This window comes from Streptomyces qinglanensis, from assembly GCF_900111245.1.
Taxonomy (GTDB): Bacteria; Actinomycetota; Actinomycetes; order Streptomycetales; family Streptomycetaceae; genus Streptomyces; species Streptomyces qinglanensis.
Window position 1 is genome coordinate 266,294 of the sequence record NZ_FOGO01000009.1, and the last position, 22,436, is coordinate 288,729.

General features: G+C 73.6%; 21 protein-coding genes and 1 riboswitch. Of the genes, 4 read left to right on the plus strand and 17 right to left on the minus strand.

Annotation, left to right across the window (positions count from 1 at the left end):
* Window positions 1–327: 327 nt before the first annotated feature.
* Together phoH2 and BMX65_RS20435 are read right to left on the minus strand one after the other, a co-directional pair.
* The gene (gene phoH2 / locus BMX65_RS20430; protein WP_019357633.1) at window positions 328–1,668 is read right to left on the minus strand and encodes an RNA 5'-3' helicase PhoH2; all 1,341 of its coding nucleotides are present in this window, start codon (window positions 1,666–1,668) and stop codon (window positions 328–330) included.
* Window positions 1,669–2,236: 568 nt separating this feature from the next.
* On the minus strand, window positions 2,237–2,998 hold the full coding sequence (locus tag BMX65_RS20435) for an isoprenyl transferase (protein ID WP_075001776.1): 762 nt from the start codon (window positions 2,996–2,998) through the stop codon (window positions 2,237–2,239).
* Window positions 2,999–3,146: 148 nt separating this feature from the next.
* On the opposite strand from BMX65_RS20435, the gene mgrA reads away from it, so the two are divergent.
* The gene (mgrA, locus tag BMX65_RS20440) at window positions 3,147–4,241 is read left to right on the plus strand and encodes an L-glyceraldehyde 3-phosphate reductase (RefSeq protein WP_075001777.1); all 1,095 of its coding nucleotides are present in this window, start codon (window positions 3,147–3,149) and stop codon (window positions 4,239–4,241) included.
* Window positions 4,242–4,395: 154 nt separating this feature from the next.
* On the opposite strand, the gene BMX65_RS20445 is transcribed toward mgrA, so the two are convergent.
* The gene (locus BMX65_RS20445; protein WP_079171995.1) at window positions 4,396–5,157 is read right to left on the minus strand and encodes a prepilin peptidase; all 762 of its coding nucleotides are present in this window, start codon (window positions 5,155–5,157) and stop codon (window positions 4,396–4,398) included.
* A gap of 199 nt (window positions 5,158–5,356) precedes the next feature.
* Here BMX65_RS20445 and BMX65_RS20450 point away from each other — a divergent pair, with 199 nt between their 5' ends.
* Window positions 5,357–5,578, plus strand: coding sequence for a hypothetical protein (locus BMX65_RS20450; protein ID WP_075001778.1), 222 nt, complete (start codon window positions 5,357–5,359; stop codon window positions 5,576–5,578).
* 186 nt (window positions 5,579–5,764) lie between these two features.
* Complete coding sequence (locus BMX65_RS20455) at window positions 5,765–6,700, plus strand: hypothetical protein (RefSeq protein WP_075001779.1); 936 nt, start codon at window positions 5,765–5,767, stop codon at window positions 6,698–6,700.
* Window positions 6,701–6,713: 13 nt separating this feature from the next.
* On the opposite strand, the gene BMX65_RS20460 is transcribed toward BMX65_RS20455, so the two are convergent.
* From BMX65_RS20460 to BMX65_RS20480, 5 genes are all read right to left on the minus strand, one after another.
* Window positions 6,714–7,370 (minus strand): hypothetical protein, encoded by a 657-nt coding sequence (locus BMX65_RS20460; RefSeq protein ID WP_079171996.1) that lies wholly within the window; start codon window positions 7,368–7,370, stop codon window positions 6,714–6,716.
* Between the two features lie 137 nt (window positions 7,371–7,507).
* Window positions 7,508–8,263, minus strand: a complete 756-nt coding sequence (locus BMX65_RS20465) for an OmpA family protein (protein ID WP_075001780.1) — start codon at window positions 8,261–8,263, stop codon at window positions 7,508–7,510.
* A gap of 3 nt (window positions 8,264–8,266) precedes the next feature.
* A complete protein-coding gene (locus BMX65_RS20470) occupies window positions 8,267–8,869 on the minus strand; it encodes a hypothetical protein (protein WP_075001781.1) in 603 nt (200 codons plus the stop codon).
* A gap of 32 nt (window positions 8,870–8,901) precedes the next feature.
* Window positions 8,902–9,615: a hypothetical protein gene (locus BMX65_RS20475; RefSeq protein ID WP_075001782.1), complete on the minus strand. Its 714-nt coding sequence runs from the start codon at window positions 9,613–9,615 to the stop codon at window positions 8,902–8,904.
* A gap of 53 nt (window positions 9,616–9,668) precedes the next feature.
* Window positions 9,669–9,872 (minus strand): hypothetical protein, encoded by a 204-nt coding sequence (locus BMX65_RS20480; protein ID WP_075001783.1) that lies wholly within the window; start codon window positions 9,870–9,872, stop codon window positions 9,669–9,671.
* Window positions 9,873–10,733: 861 nt separating this feature from the next.
* Window positions 10,734–10,910: riboswitch (cyclic di-AMP (ydaO/yuaA leader) on the plus strand.
* 3 nt (window positions 10,911–10,913) lie between these two features.
* Here BMX65_RS20480 and BMX65_RS20485 point away from each other — a divergent pair.
* On the plus strand, window positions 10,914–12,131 hold the full coding sequence (locus tag BMX65_RS20485; protein ID WP_075001784.1) for a transglycosylase family protein: 1,218 nt from the start codon (window positions 10,914–10,916) through the stop codon (window positions 12,129–12,131).
* Window positions 12,132–12,294: 163 nt separating this feature from the next.
* Here BMX65_RS20485 and BMX65_RS20490 read toward each other — a convergent pair whose 3' ends face one another.
* The 9 genes from BMX65_RS20490 to BMX65_RS20530 all read right to left on the minus strand — a co-directional run bounded on the left by BMX65_RS20490 (window position 12,295) and on the right by BMX65_RS20530 (window position 22,421).
* A complete protein-coding gene (locus BMX65_RS20490; RefSeq protein ID WP_075001846.1) occupies window positions 12,295–13,185 on the minus strand; it encodes a DUF5936 domain-containing protein in 891 nt (296 codons plus the stop codon).
* Between the two features lie 2 nt (window positions 13,186–13,187).
* A complete protein-coding gene (locus BMX65_RS20495; RefSeq protein ID WP_239502104.1) occupies window positions 13,188–14,183 on the minus strand; it encodes a type II secretion system F family protein in 996 nt (331 codons plus the stop codon).
* Complete coding sequence (locus BMX65_RS20500; RefSeq protein WP_075001785.1) at window positions 14,180–15,547, minus strand: TadA family conjugal transfer-associated ATPase; 1,368 nt, start codon at window positions 15,545–15,547, stop codon at window positions 14,180–14,182. Before BMX65_RS20500 ends, BMX65_RS20495 begins: the two co-directional genes overlap by 4 nt.
* A gap of 52 nt (window positions 15,548–15,599) precedes the next feature.
* Window positions 15,600–15,914: a TadE/TadG family type IV pilus assembly protein gene (locus BMX65_RS20505; RefSeq protein WP_398762538.1), complete on the minus strand. Its 315-nt coding sequence runs from the start codon at window positions 15,912–15,914 to the stop codon at window positions 15,600–15,602.
* 324 nt (window positions 15,915–16,238) lie between these two features.
* Window positions 16,239–18,059 (minus strand): CpaE/TadZ family protein, encoded by a 1,821-nt coding sequence (locus tag BMX65_RS20510; protein WP_075001786.1) that lies wholly within the window; start codon window positions 18,057–18,059, stop codon window positions 16,239–16,241.
* Between the two features lie 7 nt (window positions 18,060–18,066).
* Window positions 18,067–18,798 carry a Flp pilus assembly protein CpaB gene (gene cpaB, locus BMX65_RS20515; RefSeq protein ID WP_075001787.1) on the minus strand — a complete coding sequence of 244 codons (732 nt, stop codon included), beginning with the start codon at window positions 18,796–18,798 and terminating at the stop codon, window positions 18,067–18,069.
* Window positions 18,795–19,775 (minus strand): hypothetical protein, encoded by a 981-nt coding sequence (locus BMX65_RS20520; protein ID WP_075001788.1) that lies wholly within the window; start codon window positions 19,773–19,775, stop codon window positions 18,795–18,797. The genes cpaB and BMX65_RS20520 overlap by 4 nt, the downstream gene beginning before the upstream one ends.
* Window positions 19,776–19,934: 159 nt before the next feature.
* Window positions 19,935–21,266, minus strand: coding sequence for an Nramp family divalent metal transporter (locus BMX65_RS20525; protein WP_239502103.1), 1,332 nt, complete (start codon window positions 21,264–21,266; stop codon window positions 19,935–19,937).
* Between the two features lie 303 nt (window positions 21,267–21,569).
* Window positions 21,570–22,421 (minus strand): S1 family peptidase, encoded by an 852-nt coding sequence (locus BMX65_RS20530; protein WP_075001789.1) that lies wholly within the window; start codon window positions 22,419–22,421, stop codon window positions 21,570–21,572.
* Window positions 22,422–22,436: the final 15 nt, after the last annotated feature.

The following is a 22,436-nucleotide window of genomic DNA, read 5'->3' on the forward strand; positions in this document are numbered from 1 at the left end:
CCCGGCGGGAGAGCCCGCGTGGTGCTTCGGGCGGCATACGGCGACTGCTGTTCAGTTCTGTACTGCGTTGCGGTGTCGCACCGTTGGTGGTGCGGATGTGCCGTATGCGGGGCCTGACAGAAACCACACCCTGCCGGAACCGGACGCGCCGAAGCAATTCCGTGCCGAGTGGGAAAGCTCACACGGCGTTTGGGGGACAGGAATCCCGGAAACATGCGCGCGAGCAGGCCCCGTGCGGCTAAGGTGCTGTGCCCTTGCGCACGGGGCCCGGTTCCCTCGGAAGCGGCTAGCGGGCTCGGTCCGGCCCACAGCCGAGATCAGTGCAGGTCAGACCCGCCCCTCCTCCAGCATTTCGGTCACCAGTGCGGCAATCGGAGAGCGCTCCGAACGCGTCAGGGTGATGTGTGAGAAGAGCGGATGACCCTTCAACCGCTCCACCACGGCGACGACTCCGTCGTACCGGCCCACCCGCAGGTTGTCCCGCTGCGCCACGTCGTGGGTGAGGACCACCCGCGAGTCGGTGCCGATCCGGGAGAGCACCGTCAGCAGCACGTTGCGCTCCAGCGACTGGGCCTCGTCGACGATGACGAACGCGTCGTGCAGCGAACGGCCCCTGATGTGGGTGAGCGGCAGCACCTCCAGCATGCCGCGGCCCACCACCTCTTCGATGACCTCCCTGCTGGTGACCGCCGAGAGCGTGTCGAAGACGGCCTGCGCCCAGGGGTTCATCTTCTCCGCCTCGGAGCCCGGCAGATACCCCAGGTCCTGCCCGCCGACCGCGTACAGCGGCCGGAAGACCATCACCTTGCTGTGCTGCCTGCGCTCCAGCACCGCCTCCAGTCCGGCGCAGAGTGCCAGCGCGCTCTTGCCGGTGCCCGCGCGCCCGCCCATCGACATGATGCCGACCTCCGGGTCGAGCAGCAGATCCAGCGCGATCCGCTGCTCCGCGCTGCGGCCCTTGATGCCGAACGCCTCCCGGTCGCCGCGCACCAACCGGATCCGGCCGTCCGCCGTCACCCGGCCGAGCGCCTTCCCCTTCTCCGACTGCAGCACCAGTCCGGTGTGCACGGGCAGCTCCGGGGCGTCGTGCGGCAGGGCCGTGCTCTCCTCGGCGAAGAGTTCGTCCACGTCCTCGCCCGGGAGGGTGAGTTCGGCCATGCCCGTCCAGCCGGAGTCGGTGACCGCCAGCTCGGCCCGGTACTCCTCGGCCAGCAGCCCGACGGACGACGCCTTGATCCGCAGCGGCAGGTCCTTGGAGACGACCGTGACGTCATACCCCTCCGCCTGCAGATTGCGGGCGACGGCGAGGATCCGCCCGTCGTTGTCCTCCAGCCGCCCGTGCGGATTGAGGAACGCGGCCGGCAGCACCGCCGGATCCGAGTGGTTCAGCTCGACCCGGAGCGTGCCGCCCGTGTCGCCGATCGGGATCGGCGCGTCGAGCCGGCCGTGGCGGATGCGGTACTCGTCGAGCCGGCGGAGGGCCTGCCGGGCGAAATAGCCCAGCTCTGGGTGGTTGCGCTTGGCCTCCAACTCGGTGACGACGACCACGGGGAGCACGATCTCGTGCTCGTCGAACCGGTCCATGGCTGCCGGATCCGCCAGCAGGACGCTCGTGTCGATGACATACGTGCGTCGGCCGGAATCGCTGCGCTTCTTGCTGATCACCACGGTGGGACGAACCCCCTCGGATGAGGTCGGGAGCGACGGCGTCGCGGGGGAAGAGACCGGAGTCGGCCCGCACCACGCGGGCCGGGCTCCGGCCCTCCGCGTCCTGCGCCCGTGCCGCGCGCGTTGCTGCTCCGCGCGGTCCGGGGGCGTCCGTGGTGTCCAAAGGGCCTCCCGGCGACCACACCCCCTGGGAGGGGCACGGTCGTGAGGGATATTCCCTGCTGAGTGGTCAGCCATGCAATCAGCCGTCCCCTGCGTCGCAGCACGCCCGCGCGGGGCGGCCGGCGGCCGCGAGAGAGCAAGAGGCCGGCGGAGGAGCCGGGGTCCTGGGCCGGATCGGCGGCACGGAGCAGCGGAGCCGGGCCGGGTGGCGCCCGGGGCCGGGCTCGGGAGGCGGCGACGGCGTCGGTCGCGGCCGGGCGGCGTTCGTCCTCGGCCCGCCGTCGAGCCGGACGCTCGGGTGCGGGTGCGGGTGCGGGTGCGGGTGCGGGTACGGCGGCCGTCGGGCCGGGCGCGGGCGGTGGTACCGGTGACGGGGGCGGCGGGCGGCGGCTGCCGGTGGCGGCCCTCAGCCGCCGTAGCGGCGGTGGCGCGCGGCGTAGTCGCGCAGGGCGCGCAGGAAGTCGACCTTGCGGAAGCCGGGCCAGAGCACCTCGCAGAAGTAGTACTCCGAGTGGGCGCTCTGCCAGAGCATGAAGCCGGACAGCCGGGTCTCCCCGCTGGTGCGGATGATCAGGTCGGGGTCGGGCTGCCCCCTGGTGTAGAGGTGCTCCGAGATGTCCTCGACGGTGAGGCTCTCGGCGCACTCGTCGAGGCTTATGCCGCGCGCGGCGCGGTTGCTCAGCAGCGAGCGGACGGCATCGGTGATCTCCTGCCGGCCGCCGTATCCGACAGCGACGTTCACCAGTATCCCGTCGACGTCCCCCGCCTTCTGCTCGGCCTCCTTGAGCACCTTCTGGGTGCTGGCCGGCAGCAGGTCGAGCTGCCCGACGTGGTGCACGCGCCAGCGCCCGTCGGCGGCCAGGTCGCGCACGGTGTCCTCGATGATGCCCACCAGCGGGAGCAGTTCGCTCTCCGGGCGGTTCAGGTTGTCCGTCGACAGCAGCCAGAGCGTCACGACCTCGACGTCCGTCTCGGCGCACCAGCCGAGCAGCTCCTCGATCTTGGAGGCGCCCGCTTTGTGTCCCTGCTCGGCCGTCCCGCCGGCGGCCCGCGCCCAGCGCCGGTTGCCGTCCAGGATGACGCCGATGTGCTTGGGGGCCTGGTCGTGGTCGAGACGGTCCTCCACCCGGCGCGCGTAGAGCTTGTACACCAGGTCGCGCAAGTTCATGGGAACGGCCAGCCTCTCCGTGCCGAGTCGGGATTCCAGCACCTTACTGCCGTTCGCCCGACCGTACGAACCGAGCCGGTCATGGTCGCGGAGCCGTCCCCGCGACCGGGAGCGGGGCCGTCACCGGCACGGTGATAGGAAAAGGCATATGACGCACGGCACTCACCTCACCACATCCCCCGTCCCCGTCCCCACAGCCGTACCGTCCGACACGCTGCACCGTGCGGACCCCGCGCGCTACGACGCCATGGAGTACCGCCGCACCGGCCGCTCCGGGCTGAAGCTGCCCGCGATCTCGCTGGGGCTGTGGCACAACTTCGGCGACGACCGTCCGCTGGCGACCCAGCGGGCCATCCTGCGCCGCGCCTTCGACCTCGGGGTGACCCACTTCGACCTGGCCAACAACTACGGCCCCCCGGCCGGGTCCGCCGAGCTGAACTTCGGCCGCCTCTTCGCGCAGGACTTCCGGCCCTACCGCGACGAGCTGGTCGTCTCGACCAAGGCCGGCTATCCGATGCACCCCGGGCCGTACGGGGACTGGGGTTCGCGCAAGTACCTGCTCTCCTCGCTCGACGCGTCGCTGAGCCGGATGGGTCTGGAGTACGTGGACATCTTCTACTCCCACCGCTACGACCCCGAGACCCCGCTCGAGGAGACCATGGGCGCGCTCGCGAGCGCCGTCCGGCAGGGGAAGGCGCTGTACGCGGGCGTCTCCTCCTACAGCGCCGCGCGCACCCGCGAGGCCGCCCGGCTGCTGCGCGAGATGGGGGTGCCGGCACTCATCCACCAGCCCTCCTACTCGATGATCAACCGCTGGACCGAGGACGACGGGCTGCTGGACACGCTGGAGGACGAGGGCATGGGCTGCATCGCCTTCGCGCCGCTCGCCCAGGGGCTGCTCACCGACAAGTACCTCGGCGGTGTCCCGGAGGGCTCCCGGGCCGCCCAGGGCACGTCCCTGGACCCGGGCCTGCTGACGGAGGAGGTCGTGCGGCGGCTGCGCGGCCTGAACGAGATCGCCGAGCGGCGCGGGCAGTCCCTCGCCCAGTTGGCGCTCCGCTGGGTGCTGCGCGACCCGCGGATGACCTCGGCGCTGATCGGCGCCAGTTCCGTGGCGCAGCTCGAGGCCAATGTCGCGGCGCTGCGTGCCGGGGGGCTCACCGAAGGTGAGCTGGCCGAGATCGACGAACTCGCCGTCTCGGAGCCCGGCGCCAACATCTGGGCCGCCAGCAGCAACTCCTGACCGCCGCGGCGGGGGCCCGAAGGGGCCCCGGAACGCAAAGCGGGCCGGTCCGTGGGGGGATACGGACCGGCCCGAGGGGGGGGTTCCCACCATAGCCCCTCGGGTGCGATCTTCCGCACACCAACGACCGTGTCGCACAAGCGGATCCGGGCCTTCAGACGGCCAGCGCACCCAGCGCGACCCCGGCCATCGCCCCGAGCACCATGAAGGGACCGAAGGCCAGGGCGCTGTTCCGGCGGGCGCGGCCGGTCGCCACGAGGGTGAGGCCGTAGCCCGCCGCCGCCAGGAAGCCGAGGAACGCGCCGGCGAACAGCACCCCCCAGCCGTACCACCCAAGAGCGACCCCGACCGACAGCGCGAGCTTGACGTCGCCGAAGGCCACCGCGCGCGGACTGATCAGGAACAGCACGAAGAAGGCCCCTGCCAGCGCGAGCCCGCCCAGCAGCGCCCGGCCCCAGCTCCCGCCCGCGCCGGGCAGCAGGGCAGCGCCGCCCAGCAGTACGGCGGTGCCGCCCGCCAGCGGCAGGGTCAGCAGGTCCGGCAGCCGCATCACCGCGTGGTCGACGGCCGCCAGCAGCAGGGCCACCGGCACGGCCAGCAGCCACACCGCCAGTTCCGGACGCAGCCCGGCGGCCGCGGCCAGTCCGGCGCAGGCGAGCGCGCCAAGTAGCGCGAGAGCGCCCCTTCCGCGCCCGTACGCCCCCTCGGGCTCCTGAGTCCCGGCGCACCCGGCGCAGGTGGCGGGACCGAGCAGACCGCGCACTCCCCCGCCCAGCGGGTGCCCGCGGGGACAGCTCCCGCGCCACGGTTCCCCCGGTTCCACCGAAAGGCGGTAGACGGCCCGGGGCAGCAGAGAGCACGCCGCGGCGCCGTAGGCGGCGGCGGCCGGTATCGCGATCCACTCCAGCGGCGGCACACCGCGAGCCTACGCGGGGCCGGTGGCCGAACGGCCCTACTCGCCCGTACGGTGGTCTTCGGGAGCGATTCATCTCACACCGGCGCGGAGCATCCCGGAGCGGGACAGCGCCGACACCTGCGACGCAGCACCAACCGGCCCTCTTCGGCGCCGCGTTATCCACCTGCCGTTGTCAGTGGGGGGCCGTACTGTAGTGCGTATGACATCGACTTCCACCGGGCCCGGAGAGCCCGGACGGTCCCAGGAGACCGCTGCGGGCGCTGCGCCCGCACCGGAGACCTCCGTCACCGCGGCCAACGACGCGATCAGGAACTTCGTCGCGGGCCGCACCCTCTGGTCGAAGGAAGCTCTGGCCGAGCTTGACCGGCTGCGCGAGCAGTGGCAGCGCGCCGTTCGTGCCGAGATGGTCGAGGCGGCGTGAGGGCCGCCGCCTCGACCATCTCCTCCTCCCGGTGAGCTCCGACTCACCGTCCTCTCCGCGCCACTTCGGCGCACACGCACCGCACCTCCCGCCGAACGGGGTCTCGTCACCCGCCCGTTGATCCGCGACCATGTGACGGGTCGGCGGTACCCGCGGCACGCGGGCTCCCCGGGGGACGGAGGTACGGTGCGGAATCGCGGACTGCGGCAGCGGAGTCGGCCGCGGACGGCGGACGGTCCCGCCGCGCCCGAGTACGGCGGGCACAGCCCCGAGCACGACAGCCCCGAGCCGGGCGACGACGAGGCAGCCGGACACGAGGCGTACGAGGCCGCGGAGCGGGCCCGGCGCGGACGGCGGCGACTGCTGGTCGCCGCCGCCCTGTTCGCGACACTGATCCTCCCCCGGGTCGTCAGCCCGCCCGGCTCCGCGGACGGCACCGAAGCCGCCCGCCCCGCGCCCGGCAGCGCCACCGCCCCGGCGACCCCGCACCCCGGCGCGGGCAGCAGTTCCTCCCCCGCACCGGCGCCCACCTCCACCGGGCCGGCGCACGAGGACGCACCGCGCCCGACCAGGAGTCCCGCACCCGGCCGCCCCGGCCCCGCGGCGGGGCCGGGATCCGGCGACGGCGAGGCCGCGTTCCGCTCGGTACACGCGGGGCAGTGCCTGACCGTGCACGGCAACGGCTCGGGGTGGAACCGTCCGGCGCCCACCGAGGCCACCCGGATCGGCTGCGGGGACGACCGCGCCTTCACCCGGGTGACCGCCGTGCGCCGCGCTCCGGCCGACGGCACGAGCGCCCCCGGGTGCCCCACCGGGAACGGCCGGGCCACCTGGACGCACGGCGCCACGACGCTGTGCCTCACCCGGCAGTTCCGCACCGGCCAGTGCCTGCTGGCCGAAGCGGACGACGGCCAGGTGCGTGCCGCGCTGATGTCCGCGCCCGCGTGCTCCGCGGCCCCGCCCTCCGGCCCGGGCCGGTACAACCGGCTGCTGCGGGTCACCGGCGTCCGCGACGACACCGCACCCTGCCGGGAGAACGACCCCGCAGCGCACTCCCGCTACTGGCGGTGGCGCATCGACGGCGGCGACCGCACCCTGTGCACGGCCGACGCGACCGAGTGAGGCACGCCACCCCTCACCCCGCGCGGCGGCGCACCCCGGGAGCGGCGGTGGCCAGCACCACCGCGAGCCCCCCGGCGAGCAGCGCGAAGGGCAGCGCCGCACCCGCCAGAGCCAGATACGGCAGCGCGGAAAGCCCCGCGACGAGGCAGTAGCAGGCACCCGCGAGGGAGAGGAAGCACTGGGTGCGGGGCGGTCCGTCCACGTTGAGGCGGACCACCAGCGCGGCGCACACCGCGGCCCACAGCGCCGCCCGCGGCTCACCGAAACTGCACGCGTCCCGGGCCGCCTCCGCCGCACGGAACCACCACTGCGCGTCCAGAGCGTCCGCCATGCGGGGGAAGTCGGCCGCGTAATCGGGCAGTCGGGCGCCGCCGGGCACCCGGGCGCCGAAGGGCGCCACGTCCCGCCGGACGCACTCGGTGACCAGCAGCACCGCCGCGCCGAGCGCCTGTGCCAGGCCGGAACTCCACCCGACCGTCCAGGCCCGCAGCCGGACACCGCCCGGGACTTCGGGCGGGCCGCCGCCTGGTGCTCCACCGCCCGGCGCTGCCGTCTCCGCCGCCGCTGCTCCGCCGGGTCCCGGTCCGGCATCCGCCGCCACCGCTGCTCCGCGGGGGCCCGCTCCGGCTTCCGCCGCCGCCCCGGCGGGTTCCGCCGCCTCCTGTGCCACGCCCGCACGCTCCCTCGGCCCGCCGTCCGTCCGCGGTCGGCCCGGGCCGCCCGGACCGGCTCCGCCATGATCGGACGCACCGTCCCGCCCCGCAAGAGGCCGCCGGGGCACCGGAGTCGGGCGGCGCGCGGTGCCGGTCAGTCCTTCTTGGGGAAGGACACCTCCACCCGGCGGTTCTTCGCGCGGCCCTCCTCGGTCCCGTTGTCGGCGACCGGGTAGTCCTCGCTGTAGCCCCGCACGTTGAAGCTGACCTCGGAGCCCAGCTTCCGGGCCAGCGCCGTCTGGACGGCTGTCGCGCGCTTCTTGGAGAGCGTCTTGCCGTGCGCGTAGGTGCCGAGGTCGTCGGTGAAGCCGAAGACGTTGACCTCCGTGCTGCCCTGCTTCTCGATCTCGTCCGCGATGGTCTCGATGCGGTCCTTGGCGCCGCTGCCGAGCTCGGCGCTGTTCTTGGCGAACAGCACCTCGGCCTGCAGAGTGAACTTCGTCTTCGCCGAGCTGTCCTCGCGGCGCTCCTCGCCCCCGAGGTCCTCGGTCACGAACTTGATGTCCAGCACCTTGGGCTCCGCGAGCTTCGCACCCGCGGCGAGGCGCAGCCCGTCGGCCTTCGCATCCACCCGCACGGGCTTCCCGGAGTCCTTGAAGTCGTCCGGCGGCGCGCTGAAGCCGGGGTCCCCCGGGCCCTTCTCGCCGGGGAGCGAGGGCGCCTGCCCGGTGGGGATGCCGGTGGGGTCGTCGGTGGGGTAGCGGGTCGCGATGTCCGGGACAGACGGAGTCGGCCCGGGGGTGGGGTCGTCCGCCCGCGCGGCGGGCGCCGTGATGCCCAGGACGAGGGCGGCGGAGGCGGACGAGGCAGCCGCGGCTCTGGCGGCGAGCTGCCACCGGGTGAAGCCCATCCCTCACTCCCCTTCAGAGATCGTCACACCGGCGGGAGGCATGTCCGCGATCTGGAACTCGACCTCGTCGTTGCCTTCCGGCGGAGCGGGGAACTGCGCGTACCAGGTCTTCGACTTCCCGGCGAGCACCGGCTGGCCGAACGAGGTGCACAGGCACCGTCCCTCGGTGTCCCTGAGGACGAGATAGCGCTTCTTGCCCTTCTTGTCGACGAGTTTGGCACCGGCGACCGACAGCTTGTTGCGCAGGGCGACTTCGGACTCGTTGCCCTCCCAGCCGGGTGCCACCCACGCCTTGCCGCCCCCGTTGGTCACCTTGCCGCTGATCGTCACGAAGCCGCCGGACTCGCGGCGGGCCGAGGTGATGGTGAGGGTGATGTCCTCGCCGCCCCGCACCTCCGCCAGCGGTTCGCCGTCCGCGGGGGCGCCGGAGCGTCCGCCGTCCGAGCCTCCGCCGCTCCCGTCGGCCTTTGCGGAGGACTGCGGCTCCTTGCCGTCGCCGTCTCCGCCGTCACCGCCCCCGCCGCACCCGGCGGTGACTGCCAGTCCGGCCGCGAGGGCCACCGCGGTCATGGTCCTGCGGACCCGCAGGACGCGCCGATGATTCATGGACCACTCGACTCTCGTTCGTCGTTCGCTCGTCATTCGACCAGCACCACCGAGAACAGGTCGGACGGCTTCAGATCGCGCCCCGCGTGTTCGGGGTCGATCGTCAGCTCCTCGCCGTCGCAGCGCAGCCGGATCTCCTCGGCGCTGTCCCCGTCGCTGTCGTCGCTGTCGTCGCTGTCGTCGCTGCCGTCGCTGCCGTCGCTGCCGTCCCCGGCGCCGCCGTCGCTGCTGCCGTCGCTGCCGGGCCCGCCCGTGCCGGTGTCCTCGCTCTCGCCGCCAGTGCCGCCGGCGTCGCTCTCGTCGCCGCCCGTGCCGTCGTCACCGGTGTCCTCCGCCACGCAGCGGGGCCGGAGCACCGCGGTGGCGGTGGCCTTGGCCGTCCTGTCGTCCGCGCCGGGGACGATCGTGCGGCCGGTGTCGAACCGCGTCTCGATGCGGACGCGGTAGCCGAGGTCGCCGTCGCGCGTGACCGGGTCGCAGGTGAGCAGGTCGGAACGGTTGCGGTCCGCGAAGTGCGCCGCCGCGCCGCAGCCGTCGCCGGTCAGCGCGGCCCCGGCGGCCAACCAGTCCGGCCAGCCCCGCGCGGCCTCGACCGCGTCCAGGAAGCCGTCGAAGAACTGCTGCCGGTCGTCCTCGGCAGCTCCCAGCGCCGCCGCGTCCGCAGCGGTCTGGCCACCGTTGCGCACGGTCGCCGCCTGGGCGACGGCGAAGAAGGCGAAGGCGAGGAACAGCAGACCGGCGATCACCGCTCCGTAGAGCAGGACCGTCTGGCCGCCGTCGCCGGACGGACGGCGCGTGCTCAGCCACCCAGCACGGCGGTCACCGCGTTGATGATGGCGCCGGAGATCAGCGAGTCGAGCCCCAGCGCCCGGATGGCCAGAATGATGCCCGCGACGAGGATGACGATCCCGGCGTATTCGATCGAGTTGGCGCCCCGGTCCCCGCCCCTGCCCCGCATCAGGGCGAGGCGGGTGCGGATGCGTCCGCGCGTGGCGTTCGGCATCGGGCTCTCCTCCGTTGCTGGCTGACTCGGTACCCCTGGAGGGATCCGCCCCCGGGTCGTTCCGGACGTTCGGGCCCACCCGCCCCGCACGGCGGCCGGTGCCGGGGCGGCAGCGGCGTGGTGTCACCTCGGCCCCCTCCTGCCGGTACCCCGCGGTGTAGCTAACAGTCGCTGTCCGAATGCAGACTGTGCCACAACTCATTGCGGCGGCGAAGGGGTGGACGGCAACAGGTGCCGCGAGCACGGCCGTAGGGGGTGCGGACGGACACGTTCCGGCATACCGGACGGCGGGGAGGGCGGGGAGTAAGCCGGACATGAACCGACGCCGCCTCCTCTCGACGGACCGTGGCGACAGGGCGAGCGGCGCAGAAGCGCGGGGAACACCCGTGCTGAGTGCGCGCGTTGAGCAGATGCGGGCCGCGGACGTACCGACCCTCACCATAGCGAGCGAGATGCCCCGCGCGCGCCCGTCGCAACCCCGCTTCTCCGCGCGACATACCTCCCGTACGTGAGGTAACGGGCATGTCGCCGACCGCTCGTCGCCGCACCACCACCCCTTCCAATGGTTCGCATGCGGAAAGCAGCCGAGGGGGAACACTGCACCGTGAGTCAGCTCACAACGGCTTCGAAAACAACACGTCTCGTTTTTCACTTCCTTCGCACAGCACTTCGCTGTTCCCGCAGCACAGCCCAGGAATGCGATCAAGGAAAACATTCCGGACGTGAAATGCGCCGCAGTGGGGCGGAGATGACTCGGCGATCATTTTCTTGTGCGCCGGAAATATGTGTGCTTAAGGTGCCCGAGCTGTCGCGCCCGACGTGCGGCAGTTCGCAGCCGGACGCCGAGTCCTGCCGCTGGTCTGCGAGAACCCACCGTCGGCAGGAGCGGGGGAACCAGGTAAGTGCCCTCCGGGACCGATGTCCCGAGGGCTTGGGGTGAAGCCGTGACGGTGCCGCCGAAGAGGCGGACGTCGCGGCCGGGCTACTACTCCGGCCCGAATCCGACAGCTCACCTCGCAGGCGTAGGAGAGGGACTCCCCTATGTCTGGAAAGCATGCCCGAAAGTCCCGGAGCCGCCTCCGGCGCGGTGCCGTCCTGGCACTGACCGCAGGAGGCGCGGGTGTCGTACTGCCGCTGTTCGCGACCGGCAACGCCGACGCGGCTTCCGTCGACACGTGGGACAAGGTGGCCCAGTGCGAGTCGAGCGGCAACTGGCAGGCCAACACCGGCAACGGCTACTACGGCGGCCTGCAGTTCTCCCAGTCGAGCTGGGCCGCGGCAGGCGGCACCGCCTACGCCTCCCGCGCCGACCTGGCCACCAAGGACCAGCAGATCGCCGTCGCCGAGAAGCTCCTGAAGATGCAGGGCCCCGGCGCCTGGGCCTGCGCCGGAGCCGGCGGCCTGACCGCCGGCGGCCCCGCCGCCGACGTCCACCCCGACGGCGACCAGCCCCAGCCGCAGCAGAAGTCCACCCCCGAACAGGCCCGGCCCGAGAAACCCGAGCCGAAGCAGGCCGCCCCGCAGGACACGTCGGCCCGGTCCTACACCGTGGTCGGCGGCGACACCCTCTACGGGATCGCCACCTCGCACCAGGTGTCCGGCGGCTGGGAGGCCGTGTACGCGGCGAACCGCGCGGTGGTCGGCGGCGATCCGGACCTGATCCTGCCCGGCCAGCGCCTGTCGCTGCGGACGGAGGACGGCAAGGGAGACGTCGAGGAGAACGGCAAGGGGAACCACAAGAACTCCGAGGCGGGCTCCGAGCCGCAGGGCGGCGCCGAGAACTCCGCCGCGCAGGACGCCGCGGGCCCGGCGGACGCCGCAGCCGGTCAGGCCGCCGCGTCCGAAACGGCGCAGGACGACTACGTGCGGCCGGTGCCGGGCGGGACCAGCACGCCCTACCGGGCCGCCGGCTCCAGTTGGTCCAGCGGGCACCACACGGGCGTCGACTTCTCGGCCGCCACCGGGACCCCGGTGCAGGCCGTGGCCGCGGGCGAGGTCGTGGCGGCGGGTGACGGCGGCGCCTACGGCAACCAGGTCGTCGTCCGGCACGCCGACGGGAAGTACAGCCAGTACGGCCACCTGTCCTCGCTCGCGGTCCGGGCCGGGCAGCAGGTCGACGCCGGGACGCGGCTGGGGCTGTCGGGTGCGACCGGCAACGTCACCGGTCCGCACCTGCACTTCGAGGTGCGGACCGGTCCGGGCTACGGCTCCGACGTGGACCCCGTCGCCTACCTGCGGGCACACGGCGTCTCTCTCTGAGCCGCGGCACCACGCCCCCGAGCGCCCGGCGTCCGGCCCCCCGCGGGCCGGACGCCGGGCGCTCGCGTACCGGGCGGGCGCGCGGACCGGGCGGGCGCGCGGACCGGGCGGGCGCGCGGACCGGGCGGGCGCGCGGACCGGAACGTAGGGGACGGGACCGGGCTCAGCCGCCCAGCACCGCGCCGAAGTCCGTGTCGGAGCCCAGGATGAAGGTGGCGACGATGAGGATGAGGGTGCCGGGGAGCAGGAAGGCGATGGTGGTCATGGTGGCCTTGGGCACGGTCTTGGCCGCCTTGCGGCGTGCGTTCTGGGCATCGGTGCGGCGCATGTCGGTGGCGATCTGGATGAGCGTCTCGGCGATCGGGGCGCCGAGCTCCTCGCCCTGCTGCAGCGCGGTGACGAACTGGTCGACCTCGTCGCTGGCGTTGCGTGCGCGCAGCTCGTCGAACGCCTGGCGACGGCTGACGCCCATGTCCATTTGGCGGAGCGTGATGCGCAGTTCGTCGGCCCACGGGCCGCGGTAGCGGTCGGCGACGCGCTCCAGCGCCTGCCGGAAACCGAGCCCGGCGGAGACCACGACGGCCAGCACGTCCAGGAAGTCGGGCAGGGTGCGCTCGATGACGCGGCGCCGTTCCTTGATCGCCTGCCGGATGGCGAGATCGGCCGCGAACCAGCCGAAGGCCAGCACCAGCGCGGTGAAGAAGAGGCTGCCCGCCCACAGCCCCACCAGCCCCATGGCGAGCCCGAAGGCGCCGTAGACGGCGCGGCGGGCGGCGTACCGCTGGAGCGTGAGGCCGCCGGGGTTGCCGGCCTGGTCGATCCGGCGGCGCTTGGCCGCGACCTGCTTGGGGCCCATCAGCCGCAGCACCAGCGGGGCCAGCCGCATGCCGAGCCGGTCGACGGCGGCCTCCCCCGTCGAGGTGCGGGTGGCACCGACCTCCAGGGCCACGGCCAGGTCGGGCGGGAGCCTGGCCTCCGCGCGGTACATCCGGATGCCCAGAAAGGCGCCGAGGACGGCGAGCGCGCAGAGTGCGGCGAGTCCGAGAGCCAGCACGGTCACACCTCTATCCGGCCGAGGCGGCGGATGACGAGGAACCCGGCGGCGAAGAGCCCGACGGCCACCACCATGGCGACCTGCCCGACCGGGCTGCCGGTCACCCGGGCCAGGGCGCCGGGCATCATCGAGTTCATCATCAGCATGGCGCCCAGGCCCAGCAGCGGGATGGTGAAGGCCGTCGCGTTGACCTCGGCGAGCATGGTGCGCACCTCGCGCCGGGTCTCCTTGCGCTCCTCCAGCGTGGTGGTGAGGTTGCGCAGCGAGGCCACGATGGTGCCTCCGGCCCGGTTGGCGAGGACGAGCGTGGTGACCAGGACGACGAGTTCGCGCGAGGGCAGCCGCTCGGCGAGTTCGTTGAGCGCGTCGTCGACGGAGCGGCCGACGGCGAGCTGGTCGGTGACCAGCCGCAGCTCGTCGCCCGCGGGGGCCTCCAGCTCCTCGGCGGCCATGCCCAGTGCCGTGCGGAGTGCGAGTCCGGCAGAGGTGGCGTTCGCGAGGATGCGGGCGAGTTCGGGGAGCTGGCCGATGAACTGCTCGGTGCGGCGCTGCCGCTGGTGCGCCAGGAAGGCGTTGGCGGCCAGCACCCCGACGAGCCCGGCGATCGGCCCGAAGAACGGCGCGAGCACGGAGGACGCCAGCAGCCACAGCACGGCGACCAGGCCGGTCAGGTACACGACGTACTCGCCGGGTGTGAGGTCGAGTCCGGTCGCGGCGAGCTTCGCCTGGAGGCGGCGCCCCGCACCGGTGGCGCGCACCCGGCGGTCCACTCCGGCGAACCGCCGCCGCCCGCCGCCGGTGCCGGGCGGCAGCGCCGGTGCGGGGCCGCCGTCCCGGTCGAGCCGGTCGAGGAGGGCCCGGCGGCGGGCCCGCCCGGAGGCGTAGAGCAGCACGCCGGCGGCGGCCAGCAGACAGGCGGCCAGCGCGGCGCCGAGGGCGGTACCGGCGGCGGCGTCCAGCGCGAGCGGCGTGCCGTGCGGGCGCGGGGCGGGGGTCACACCGCCTCCCGGGTGGCGAGCTGGTCCTCGGAGTGGGCGACGCCGAAGGCGGCGGGCACGGGTTCCCCGGCCAGCGAGAGCCGGTCGGCGACGCGGCGGGGCAGCGGCAGATGGGTGAACGTGCCGTGCACCCGGCCGTCGGGGCCCGTGGGCCGGGCTGCGAACCGGGAGACGGTCGCGATCTGGAAGGACTCGCGGCCGTGCGAGGCCAGCAGGGCGATCTCCACGATCCGGCGGGAGCCGTCCGGGAGCCGCGCGAGCTGGACGAGCACGTCCACGGCGGAGTTGATCTGGTCCTGGAGGGCGGCGAAGGGGACGTCGACCTCGGACATGGAGGCGAGCGTCTGGAGCCGCATCAGGGCGTCCTCGGCGCTGTTGGCGTGCACGGTGGCCAGGGAGCCGTCGTGACCGGTGGACATGGCCTGGAGCATGTCGAGGGTCTCGCCGCCGCGCACCTCGCCGACGATGATGCGGTCCGGGCGCATCCGCAGCGAGTTGCGCACCAGGTCGCGTACCGTCACCTGGCCCTTGCCCTCCACGTTGGGCGGCCGGGTCTCCAGCCGGATGACGTGCTGCTGCTGGAGTTGCAGTTCGGCGGCGTCCTCGACGGTGATGATCCGCTCGTGTTCGGGGATGAGCGCGGACTGCGCGTTGAGCAGGGTCGTCTTGCCGCTGCCGGTGCCGCCGGAGACGATCACGTTGAAGCGGGCCCGGATGAAGGCGGACAGCAGCGCGAGCATGTGCTCGTCCAGCGTGCCGAGCCCGATCAGTTCGCCGAGCGAGTAGGCGCGCGGGAAGCGGCGGATGGTGAGGGTGGCGCCGGTCAGCGAGAGCGGCGGGATGATGACGTTGACCCGCTCCCCGGACGGCAGCCGCGCGTCCACCATCGGGTTGGACTCGTCCACCCGGCGGTTGACGGTGGAGACGATGCGCTCGATGGTCTGCAGCAGTTGCTCCTCGGAGGCGAACCGTACGGGTACCTGCTCGACGCGCCCGCCCCGCTCGACGAAGACGTGGTCCGGCCCGTTGACCATGATCTCGGTGATCGAGCCGTCCTCCAGCAGCGGTTCGAGCACCCCCAGGCCGAGGGCCTCGTCCACCACGCGCCGGATCAGCAAAGTACGGTCGCCGGTCGCCAGGACCGGACCGTCCCGGCTGATGAGGTGGCCCAGCACCCGCTCCAGGCGGGCCCGGCGCTCGGCGGGGCTGAGGGCCGACATCTCGGCGAGGTCGATCTCCTCCAGCAGCTTGGCGCGGTAGGCCGGCACCAGGTGCCCGGTGCTGTCGGCCGCCGGCCCCGGCGCTCCGGCGGGGCCGGCGGCCGCGGGGTTCTCGTGCCCGGTGATGCGGGAGCGCAGACTCATGGACCGACCTCGCTCATTCCTGTCCTCTCCGTCGCGGCGGTCGTCCGGCTCATCAGCGGCGCTCGCTCGGCATGGTCGCGGAGCGGGAGGCGGAGCCCAGGCTGTCCATCCCGGGGAGCAGGGACGGGATGGACACGGTCGCGGTGACCCGCACCTCCCCTGCGCCGTCCGCGCGCGTGAAGCTGCTGCGCTCCGCCGTCCAGTCGGACATGGCGGCCCGTCCGCCCGCCGCGTACCGGTCGGCCGTCTCCTCCCGGGAGGCCACCCGCGCCGCCGCCCGGGCGCCGGTGCCCGCCTGCTGGACGGCGTAGCCGACGATGCCGAGCTGGATGGCCGCCAGCGCCACGAGCAGCAGCAGCGGCAGCATCCCGGCGAACTCCAGCGCGCTGGAGCCGCGATCGGCTTCCCGGCCCCGCGTGCCGGAGCGGGGCCGGTGACGTCGCAGGCACCGAAGGTCCCCGCTCTCCCGGCGGCTTCGCGGACCCCGGACGAGCCGAACGTCCCCGCTCTCCCGGCGGCTTCGCGGACCCCGGACGAGCCGAACGTCCCCGCTCTCCCGGCGGCTTCGCGGACCCCGGATGACCCACGGGTCCCTGCTGCCCCGGCCGCTTCGCGGGTCCTGACGGCCCCGGCGGGCCCGCGGACCCCGGCCGTTCGGCAGGCCCCGGCAGGCGCTCCCCGGCATGCCCCCTCACCCCTCCTCCGCCGCGCCCGCAGCGCCGCTCACCGTGAACGGCAGACCCGCGCCGCCCGGGAACAGCAGCGGCGTGCGCAGGTCGACGTCGGCCTTCCAGACGGTGCCGCCGCGGGTGCAGCTGACCGCGGCGTCCGAGCGCCACTTCGCGGGCAGGTGTGCGCGGGCCGCCGCCTCGCAGGCGCTCTGCGGGTCCCCGTAGGCGGCGGCCGCGGTGGCGGCACGGGCGGCCTCGTCGGCGGAGTTGCCCGCGAGCGAGAAGGTGTAGCCGATCAGGACGCACTGCCACAGCAGCACCAGGGTGAGCAGCACGACCGGCGCCATCCCGGCGAACTCCACGGTCAGCGAGCCGCGGTCGCCGCCCCATGCGCCGGTGCGGCCCTCCGGTGGCACCTGGCGGCGCGGGATGCCCAGGGCTCCCCGGTCGGAGCCGAGGGGCGACGCGGTGCCGGAGGCCGGGCCGGGCGGCAGCGCCTGTCGCGCCTGCCGCGCCTGCGGGGCGAGCGCGGGTCTGTGGCCGGCCTCCTCGCCCCCGCCCCGACCGCCGCCGCCCTGGCCACCGCCGCCCTGGCCACTGCCACGGGTCCGGCGCCGGGCCGCGGGACCGCGCGGCGGCTCCCCGCCCGGCCCCGCGGCCAGTCCGAGCTCACCCGCCAGGGCCCACAGCGCCTGCCGGACGCTGCCTTTGGGGTCCAGGTCCTGCATCCGCCCGGCGTCCAGCGCCGACTGGAGTTCCTTGAAGTGGGCCGGCACGGTCGTGCGGGCCACCGGGCTGCCGGTGATGCGGGCGACGAGCTGCGGCTGGATCTCGGCCTGCCGCGAGGCCCGGTTGACGACGACGACCGTCTCCTGCGCCGTGCGGATCCGCAGCCGGTCCCACATCCGCACCATGCGCTTGGCACCCCGTACGGCGAGCACGTCGGGGGTGGTCAGCAGCAGGGCGAGGTCGGCCGCCTCGACGGCCGCGGCGTTCCCGGAGTGCATCTGGCTGCCGCAGTCCAGCACCACCGTCTCGTAGTGGGAGCGCAGCGCGGCGACCAGTTGGCGGGCGGTCCGCTCGTCCACGTCCTCGCCGCGCTCGCCCTCGTCCGGGGCCAGCAGCAGGCCGAGACCGGTCTCGTGCGGGTAGACGGCGTCCTGGAGGACCCGCGGGGTCAGGTCCTTGATCCCGGCCAGGTCGGCGACGGACCGGCGGAAGCGCACGTCGAGGAAGGAGGCGACGTCCCCGGACTGGAGGTCGAGGTCGGCCAGCACCGTGCTGCGGCCCGCGGCGCGGGCGGCGAGGGCCAGTTGGACGGCCGTCAGGGTGGTGCCGACGCCGCCCTTGGCCCCGGAGACGGTGACGACGGTGCCGCCGCCCGGTCCGGCGGCGCCGGGCGGCGCTGCGTCGCGGCCCTCGGGACCGCCCAGGTGGCGGCGGACGCCGGTGGCCCAGGCCGCGGCGGCGCCGACCCGGGCCGCCAGTTCGTCGTAGTTCAGGGGCAGTCCGGCGACGCCGCGGGCTCCGGCGTCCATGGCGGCGGCGTACAGCGCGGGGCTGGTGTCCTGGGTGGCGAGCACGACGGCGACGGCGGGGAACCGGAGGGCGACCTGGCTGATCAGTTCCAGTGCGGCGACCGGGCCGATCAGCTCGTGGACGAGCACCACTTCGGGCAGCTCGGCGGGTGCCTCGGCGGCCTGCTGGGCGAGGGCGTCCAGCAGTTGCCCCGAGTCGACGGCGGGCGGGAGCGGCTCGGCGTCGGGGAGCTGGCTGAGCAGGGTGACGAGGGGGCGGGCGGCGTCCGGGTCGCTGACGGCGGGCTGGATGCGGATGACCATCGGGGCCTCACTTGTCTCCGGGGAGCGTGTAGATGCGGTCCTCCTCGGGGACCTCGGTGTCGTCACCCGGTGCGACCAGGGCGAGCCGGACGTGCTCGGCGAAGGATTCGGCGTAGGCGACGCGCTGGGCGTCCTCGGTGGTGAGCGCGAAGGTGATGGGGACGCCGTCGCGGTCGCGGGCGCGGTCGTCGCGGTCCCCGCCGTCCTTGAGCGGGGTGAGCTTGCCGACGTCGATGACCTTGGCGCCGCTGACGATGACCCGGGACTCGGAGGGGGTTCTGCCGCGGCCCTCGCCTCCGGCGCGCTGCTCGCCCTCGAAGGTGGCGTAGATGTTGACCCGGTTGCCGGGGTGGATCTTCCCCGCGACGCCGGTCTCGGCGTCGATCATGATGGCGATCTCCTGCTCGCCCGTGTCGAGTTCGGGCCGCTCGGCCATCATGTCCGACTGGAGCAGCGAGCCCTTCTTGAGGGGGTTGACGGCGATCTTGCGCCGGATGTCGCCGAGGTCGGTGACGGCGGTGGCGGGCAGCCACCGCTTCGGCATGGACACCTCGGTGAACTGCGAGCTGTCCAGCGTCCGGTAGGCGGGCACGTCCTCCTTCAGCTCGTAGGCCGTCGTCTCCTCACCCACCTTGGACTCCACGTTCCGGACGACGGCCAGCACTCCGGCGAACGCGGCGAGGGCGCACAGGGCCGAGAGGACCAGCAGGAGGACACCGCGGCGCTGGCGTGAGTTCATGGACGGATTCCTCGGGGATCGGCGACGGCGGGCTCGGGCGGGTCGGGCTCGGGCGGCGCCGCGGAGTGGGCGGAGGCCGCGGACACGGGCGGTGCGGAGGCGGGCGGTGCGGAGGCGGGCGGTGCGGAGGCGGACGGTGCGCCGGGGGGCGCGGGCGGCAGCGAGGCGGCACAGAACGCGCAGCGGTCGCCGATCAGTTCGAGGCCGCATCCGGGGCATTCGTCCCGCCGTACCGAGGCGACCAGTTGGTAGAGGACGGAGACGTCGGGGATGGCGGCCACGAACTCGGTCAGCCGGGTCGTGCCCCACCAGTCCGCCGAGTCCCGGGGCAGCGGCGCCTGGTGCACGTGCCCGACCCGCCAGCGGGCGGGGAGGGTGTGCAGGGCCCAGTCGGCGGCGAGCCCACCGGGTGCGACGGTCAGTTCCGTGGCGAACTGCGGTGCTGTCAGGCCCTTGTCCGCCTCGGGGGTGCCGAGCCGGACCAGCTCGGGAGTGGGCGCCGCCAGGACGGCGAACCGGCTGCCGGGCAGCCAGGAGCGGGCGTGCGAGGTGACGCCGACGGGCACCCGGTCCAGCTTCGCGACGGACCCGAGGACCGCACCGGCGTACAGATAGTGGGTCAGCAGGCGGGCCGCGGCCCCGAGCACCCCGGGAGTGAAGTCGCACAGCGAGAGCTGCCGCAGCTGCCGCACCAGCACGCCGGTGGCCAGCGGCGGCAGTTCGACCGGCAGCAGGGCGATCCGGCGGCTCTCCAGCAGAGAGCGGACGGTGTGCAGCCGGTGCCGGTGGCGGAGGGGAAGGGTGGCGGGGAAGACGGTGACCAGGTGGCCGTGCCGCTCCAGCAGTCCCTGTGTCTCGGCCAGCGCCGCGTCCAGCGGCTGCTCCCCGGGCGGGGAGAGCACGTGCGCGAGCGGGGTGTGCCGGTCGGGCGCGGCGAGCAGGTGGTCGGGGCAGGTGACCGCTAACGCCGTCGACACATCTGCCTCCCCCGGAGCCCACCACCGGGCTACCACACTAGCCATGGGCCCGCGCACCGGGAACCGTTCCCCGCAACTGGGCGCAGCCGAACCACTACCCGTCCCACCCGGCCCGCCAACCCCGCGGCGGGAAAGTCCGCGGGGCGCCGGCCGGCCGCGTCACCAGGGCAGGTCGCGGACCTGCTGCACGCACAGGACGAGGAAGAGCACGCAGGAGGCCCCCAGCAGGCCGTTGCTGACCGGACCGTTGCGCCATTCGCGGGGCGTGCGCTCGCTGTTGAGCAGCCACAGCAGGGTGGCGGCGAGGAAGGGCATGAAGAACGCGCCCAGCACTCCGTAGGCCACCACCAGACCGAAGGGCCGGTCCAGCCACAGCAGGATCATCGGGGGGAAGGTCAGCCACAGCAGATAGCCGCGGAAGGGCAGCGAGCGCTCCTGCTCGCCGCGGGCGAGCGGGGCGACGCCCGCCTCGGCCGGACCGCCGCGGGCGGCCCGTACCCGCGCCACGAAGTCGGCGAACATCAGGCTCACTCCGTGCCACACGCCCACCAGGGAGGAGAAGGAGGCGGCGAAGAAGCCGATCAGGAAGAGCGTGGCGGTGGAGCTGCCGAAGCGCTCCTCCAGGACGGATTCGAGGTCGAGGAGCCCTTTGTCGCCGGACGCGAGCGCCAGGTGCGAGGAGTGCAGCAGCTCGGCGCCGATGATCAGCATGGCGACGACGAAGACGCCGGTCGTCAGGTAGGCGACGCGGTTGTCGAGCCGCATCATCCGCATCCAACTGCTGTCCGCCCAGCCCTTGGCGTTGATCCAGTAGCCGTACGCGGCCATGGTGATGGTGCCGCCGACCCCGCCGATCAGGCCCAGGGTGTAGATCATCGAGCCGGACGGCAGGACCGGGACGAGTCCGGCGAGCGCGTCGCCCAGGTCGGGGCTGACCCGGATCGCGACGTAGACCACGACCAGGAACATCACGCCGACGAAGGCCATCATGATCTTCTCGACGACGGCGTAGCGGTTGGTCCACACGAACAGCAGCCCGACCAGCCCGGTGAGGACGGCCCACGCCTTGAGCGGCAGGGCGTCCGGGAAGAGCGCCTGCAGCGGCAGCGCGCTGGAGGACATGGCGGTCGCGCCGTAGACGAAGCCCCAGATCACCACGTACCCGGCGAAGTAGACCGTCGTCCAGGCTCCGAGGCCGCGCCAGCCGTCGAAGATGGTGCGCCCGGTGGCCAGGTGCCAGCGACCGGTGGCCTCGGCCAGTGCGATCTTGACGATGCAGCCGATGACGGCGGCCCACAGCAGGGTGTAGCCGAACTTGCTGCCGGCCACGAGGGTGGCGACCAGGTCGCCCGCGCCGACTCCGGTCGCCGCGACGACGACGCCGGGACCGATCTTCTTCCAACTGGGCCTGCGCACCGCGGGTGCGGTACCGCCGGTCGTACCGGGTGCGGCACTGCCGGACATGCCGGGTGCGGTCTCCTCCGCTGCCATGACGCCTCCGCCGTACGTGTGCTCGTGGGTGGGACGACCGTGCAGGTCGCAGGCGATGAAACCGCCTGCGGACGATCAGCACAAGGGGGTGCGGGCTGCGAGGTGGGCTCGCTTCGGAACGCCGGGGCGCCACCGGCGCACGCTGTTCGATGCCTTGACAACGGGCCCGCACGTGCACGCGCTGCCCTGAACCGGCCCCCGGCAGCGCCGCGCCCCCGGACCCGAGCGGATCCGGGGGCGCGGCGGTGTACGGAGCCCGCGGCGCCTGCTACGGCCCCTCAGCGGCCGTCCGCCGGCGGGGGACTACGCGGCCGGCTGCGGCAGGACGCAGCCGCGCGCGTCGAGGTCGAGCTGGTTGCCGCGGCCGAAGCAGCGGTTGATCCAGTAGGTCTGCTGGCCGTAGGCGTTCCGGTAGCGGATGCTGACCTCGCCCTTCCGGTCCACCTCGCACGGGTTGTTGAGCGTGCAGCGCTCCCCGTCCTCGTTGTGGGTGTTGTTGACCCCGACCACCTTGCCGGTGCGGTTGTCGATCACCGGGGAGCCGGAGGTGCCGCCCTTGGTCTGGCAGTCCATGGTGTAGCGGATGGAGTTCTTCCAGGTCCAGTCCGCCTCCTTGAGCCGGTAGGCGAACCCGTCGACCGCGCAGCCGAAGGTCTCCTTCCAGTAGCCGGAGACGACGGTGATGTCCCGCCCGGCACGCGGACGCTTGGCGTCGAGCTTCAGTGCGTCGATGCCGTACTTCTTCTTGATCTGCCGGTACGTGGAGGTCGTCTCGTACAACGAGATGTCGGTGTCCGTCATCGTCGCGTACGCGATCTTGTCGGAGTGGATCTTCCCCGCGTCGCTGCCGTCCGCGTTCAGCAGGGTGAAGTCACGGCTGGTCGGCTGGTCGACGACGACCTCGCCCGCGCCGGGCATGCCCTCCTGGAGGCAGTGGCCGTTGGAGAGCACGAGCGCCGGGTCACCGGGCCGGGAGTGCTTGAGCTTGACCACGGAGCCCGAGCAGTTGCTGAGGGCGACGGTGCCCTCGAAGGAGGGGGTGCGGTGGGCGGTGGGCTGGGCGGGGGCTGCGGCGGCGGGGGCAGCGGATATGCCCACCAGCGCGGCGGCGCTCAGGAGCGCCGCCGCGGCCGTGCCGACGAGGGACTTTCTCATGTACTCCTCATTCTT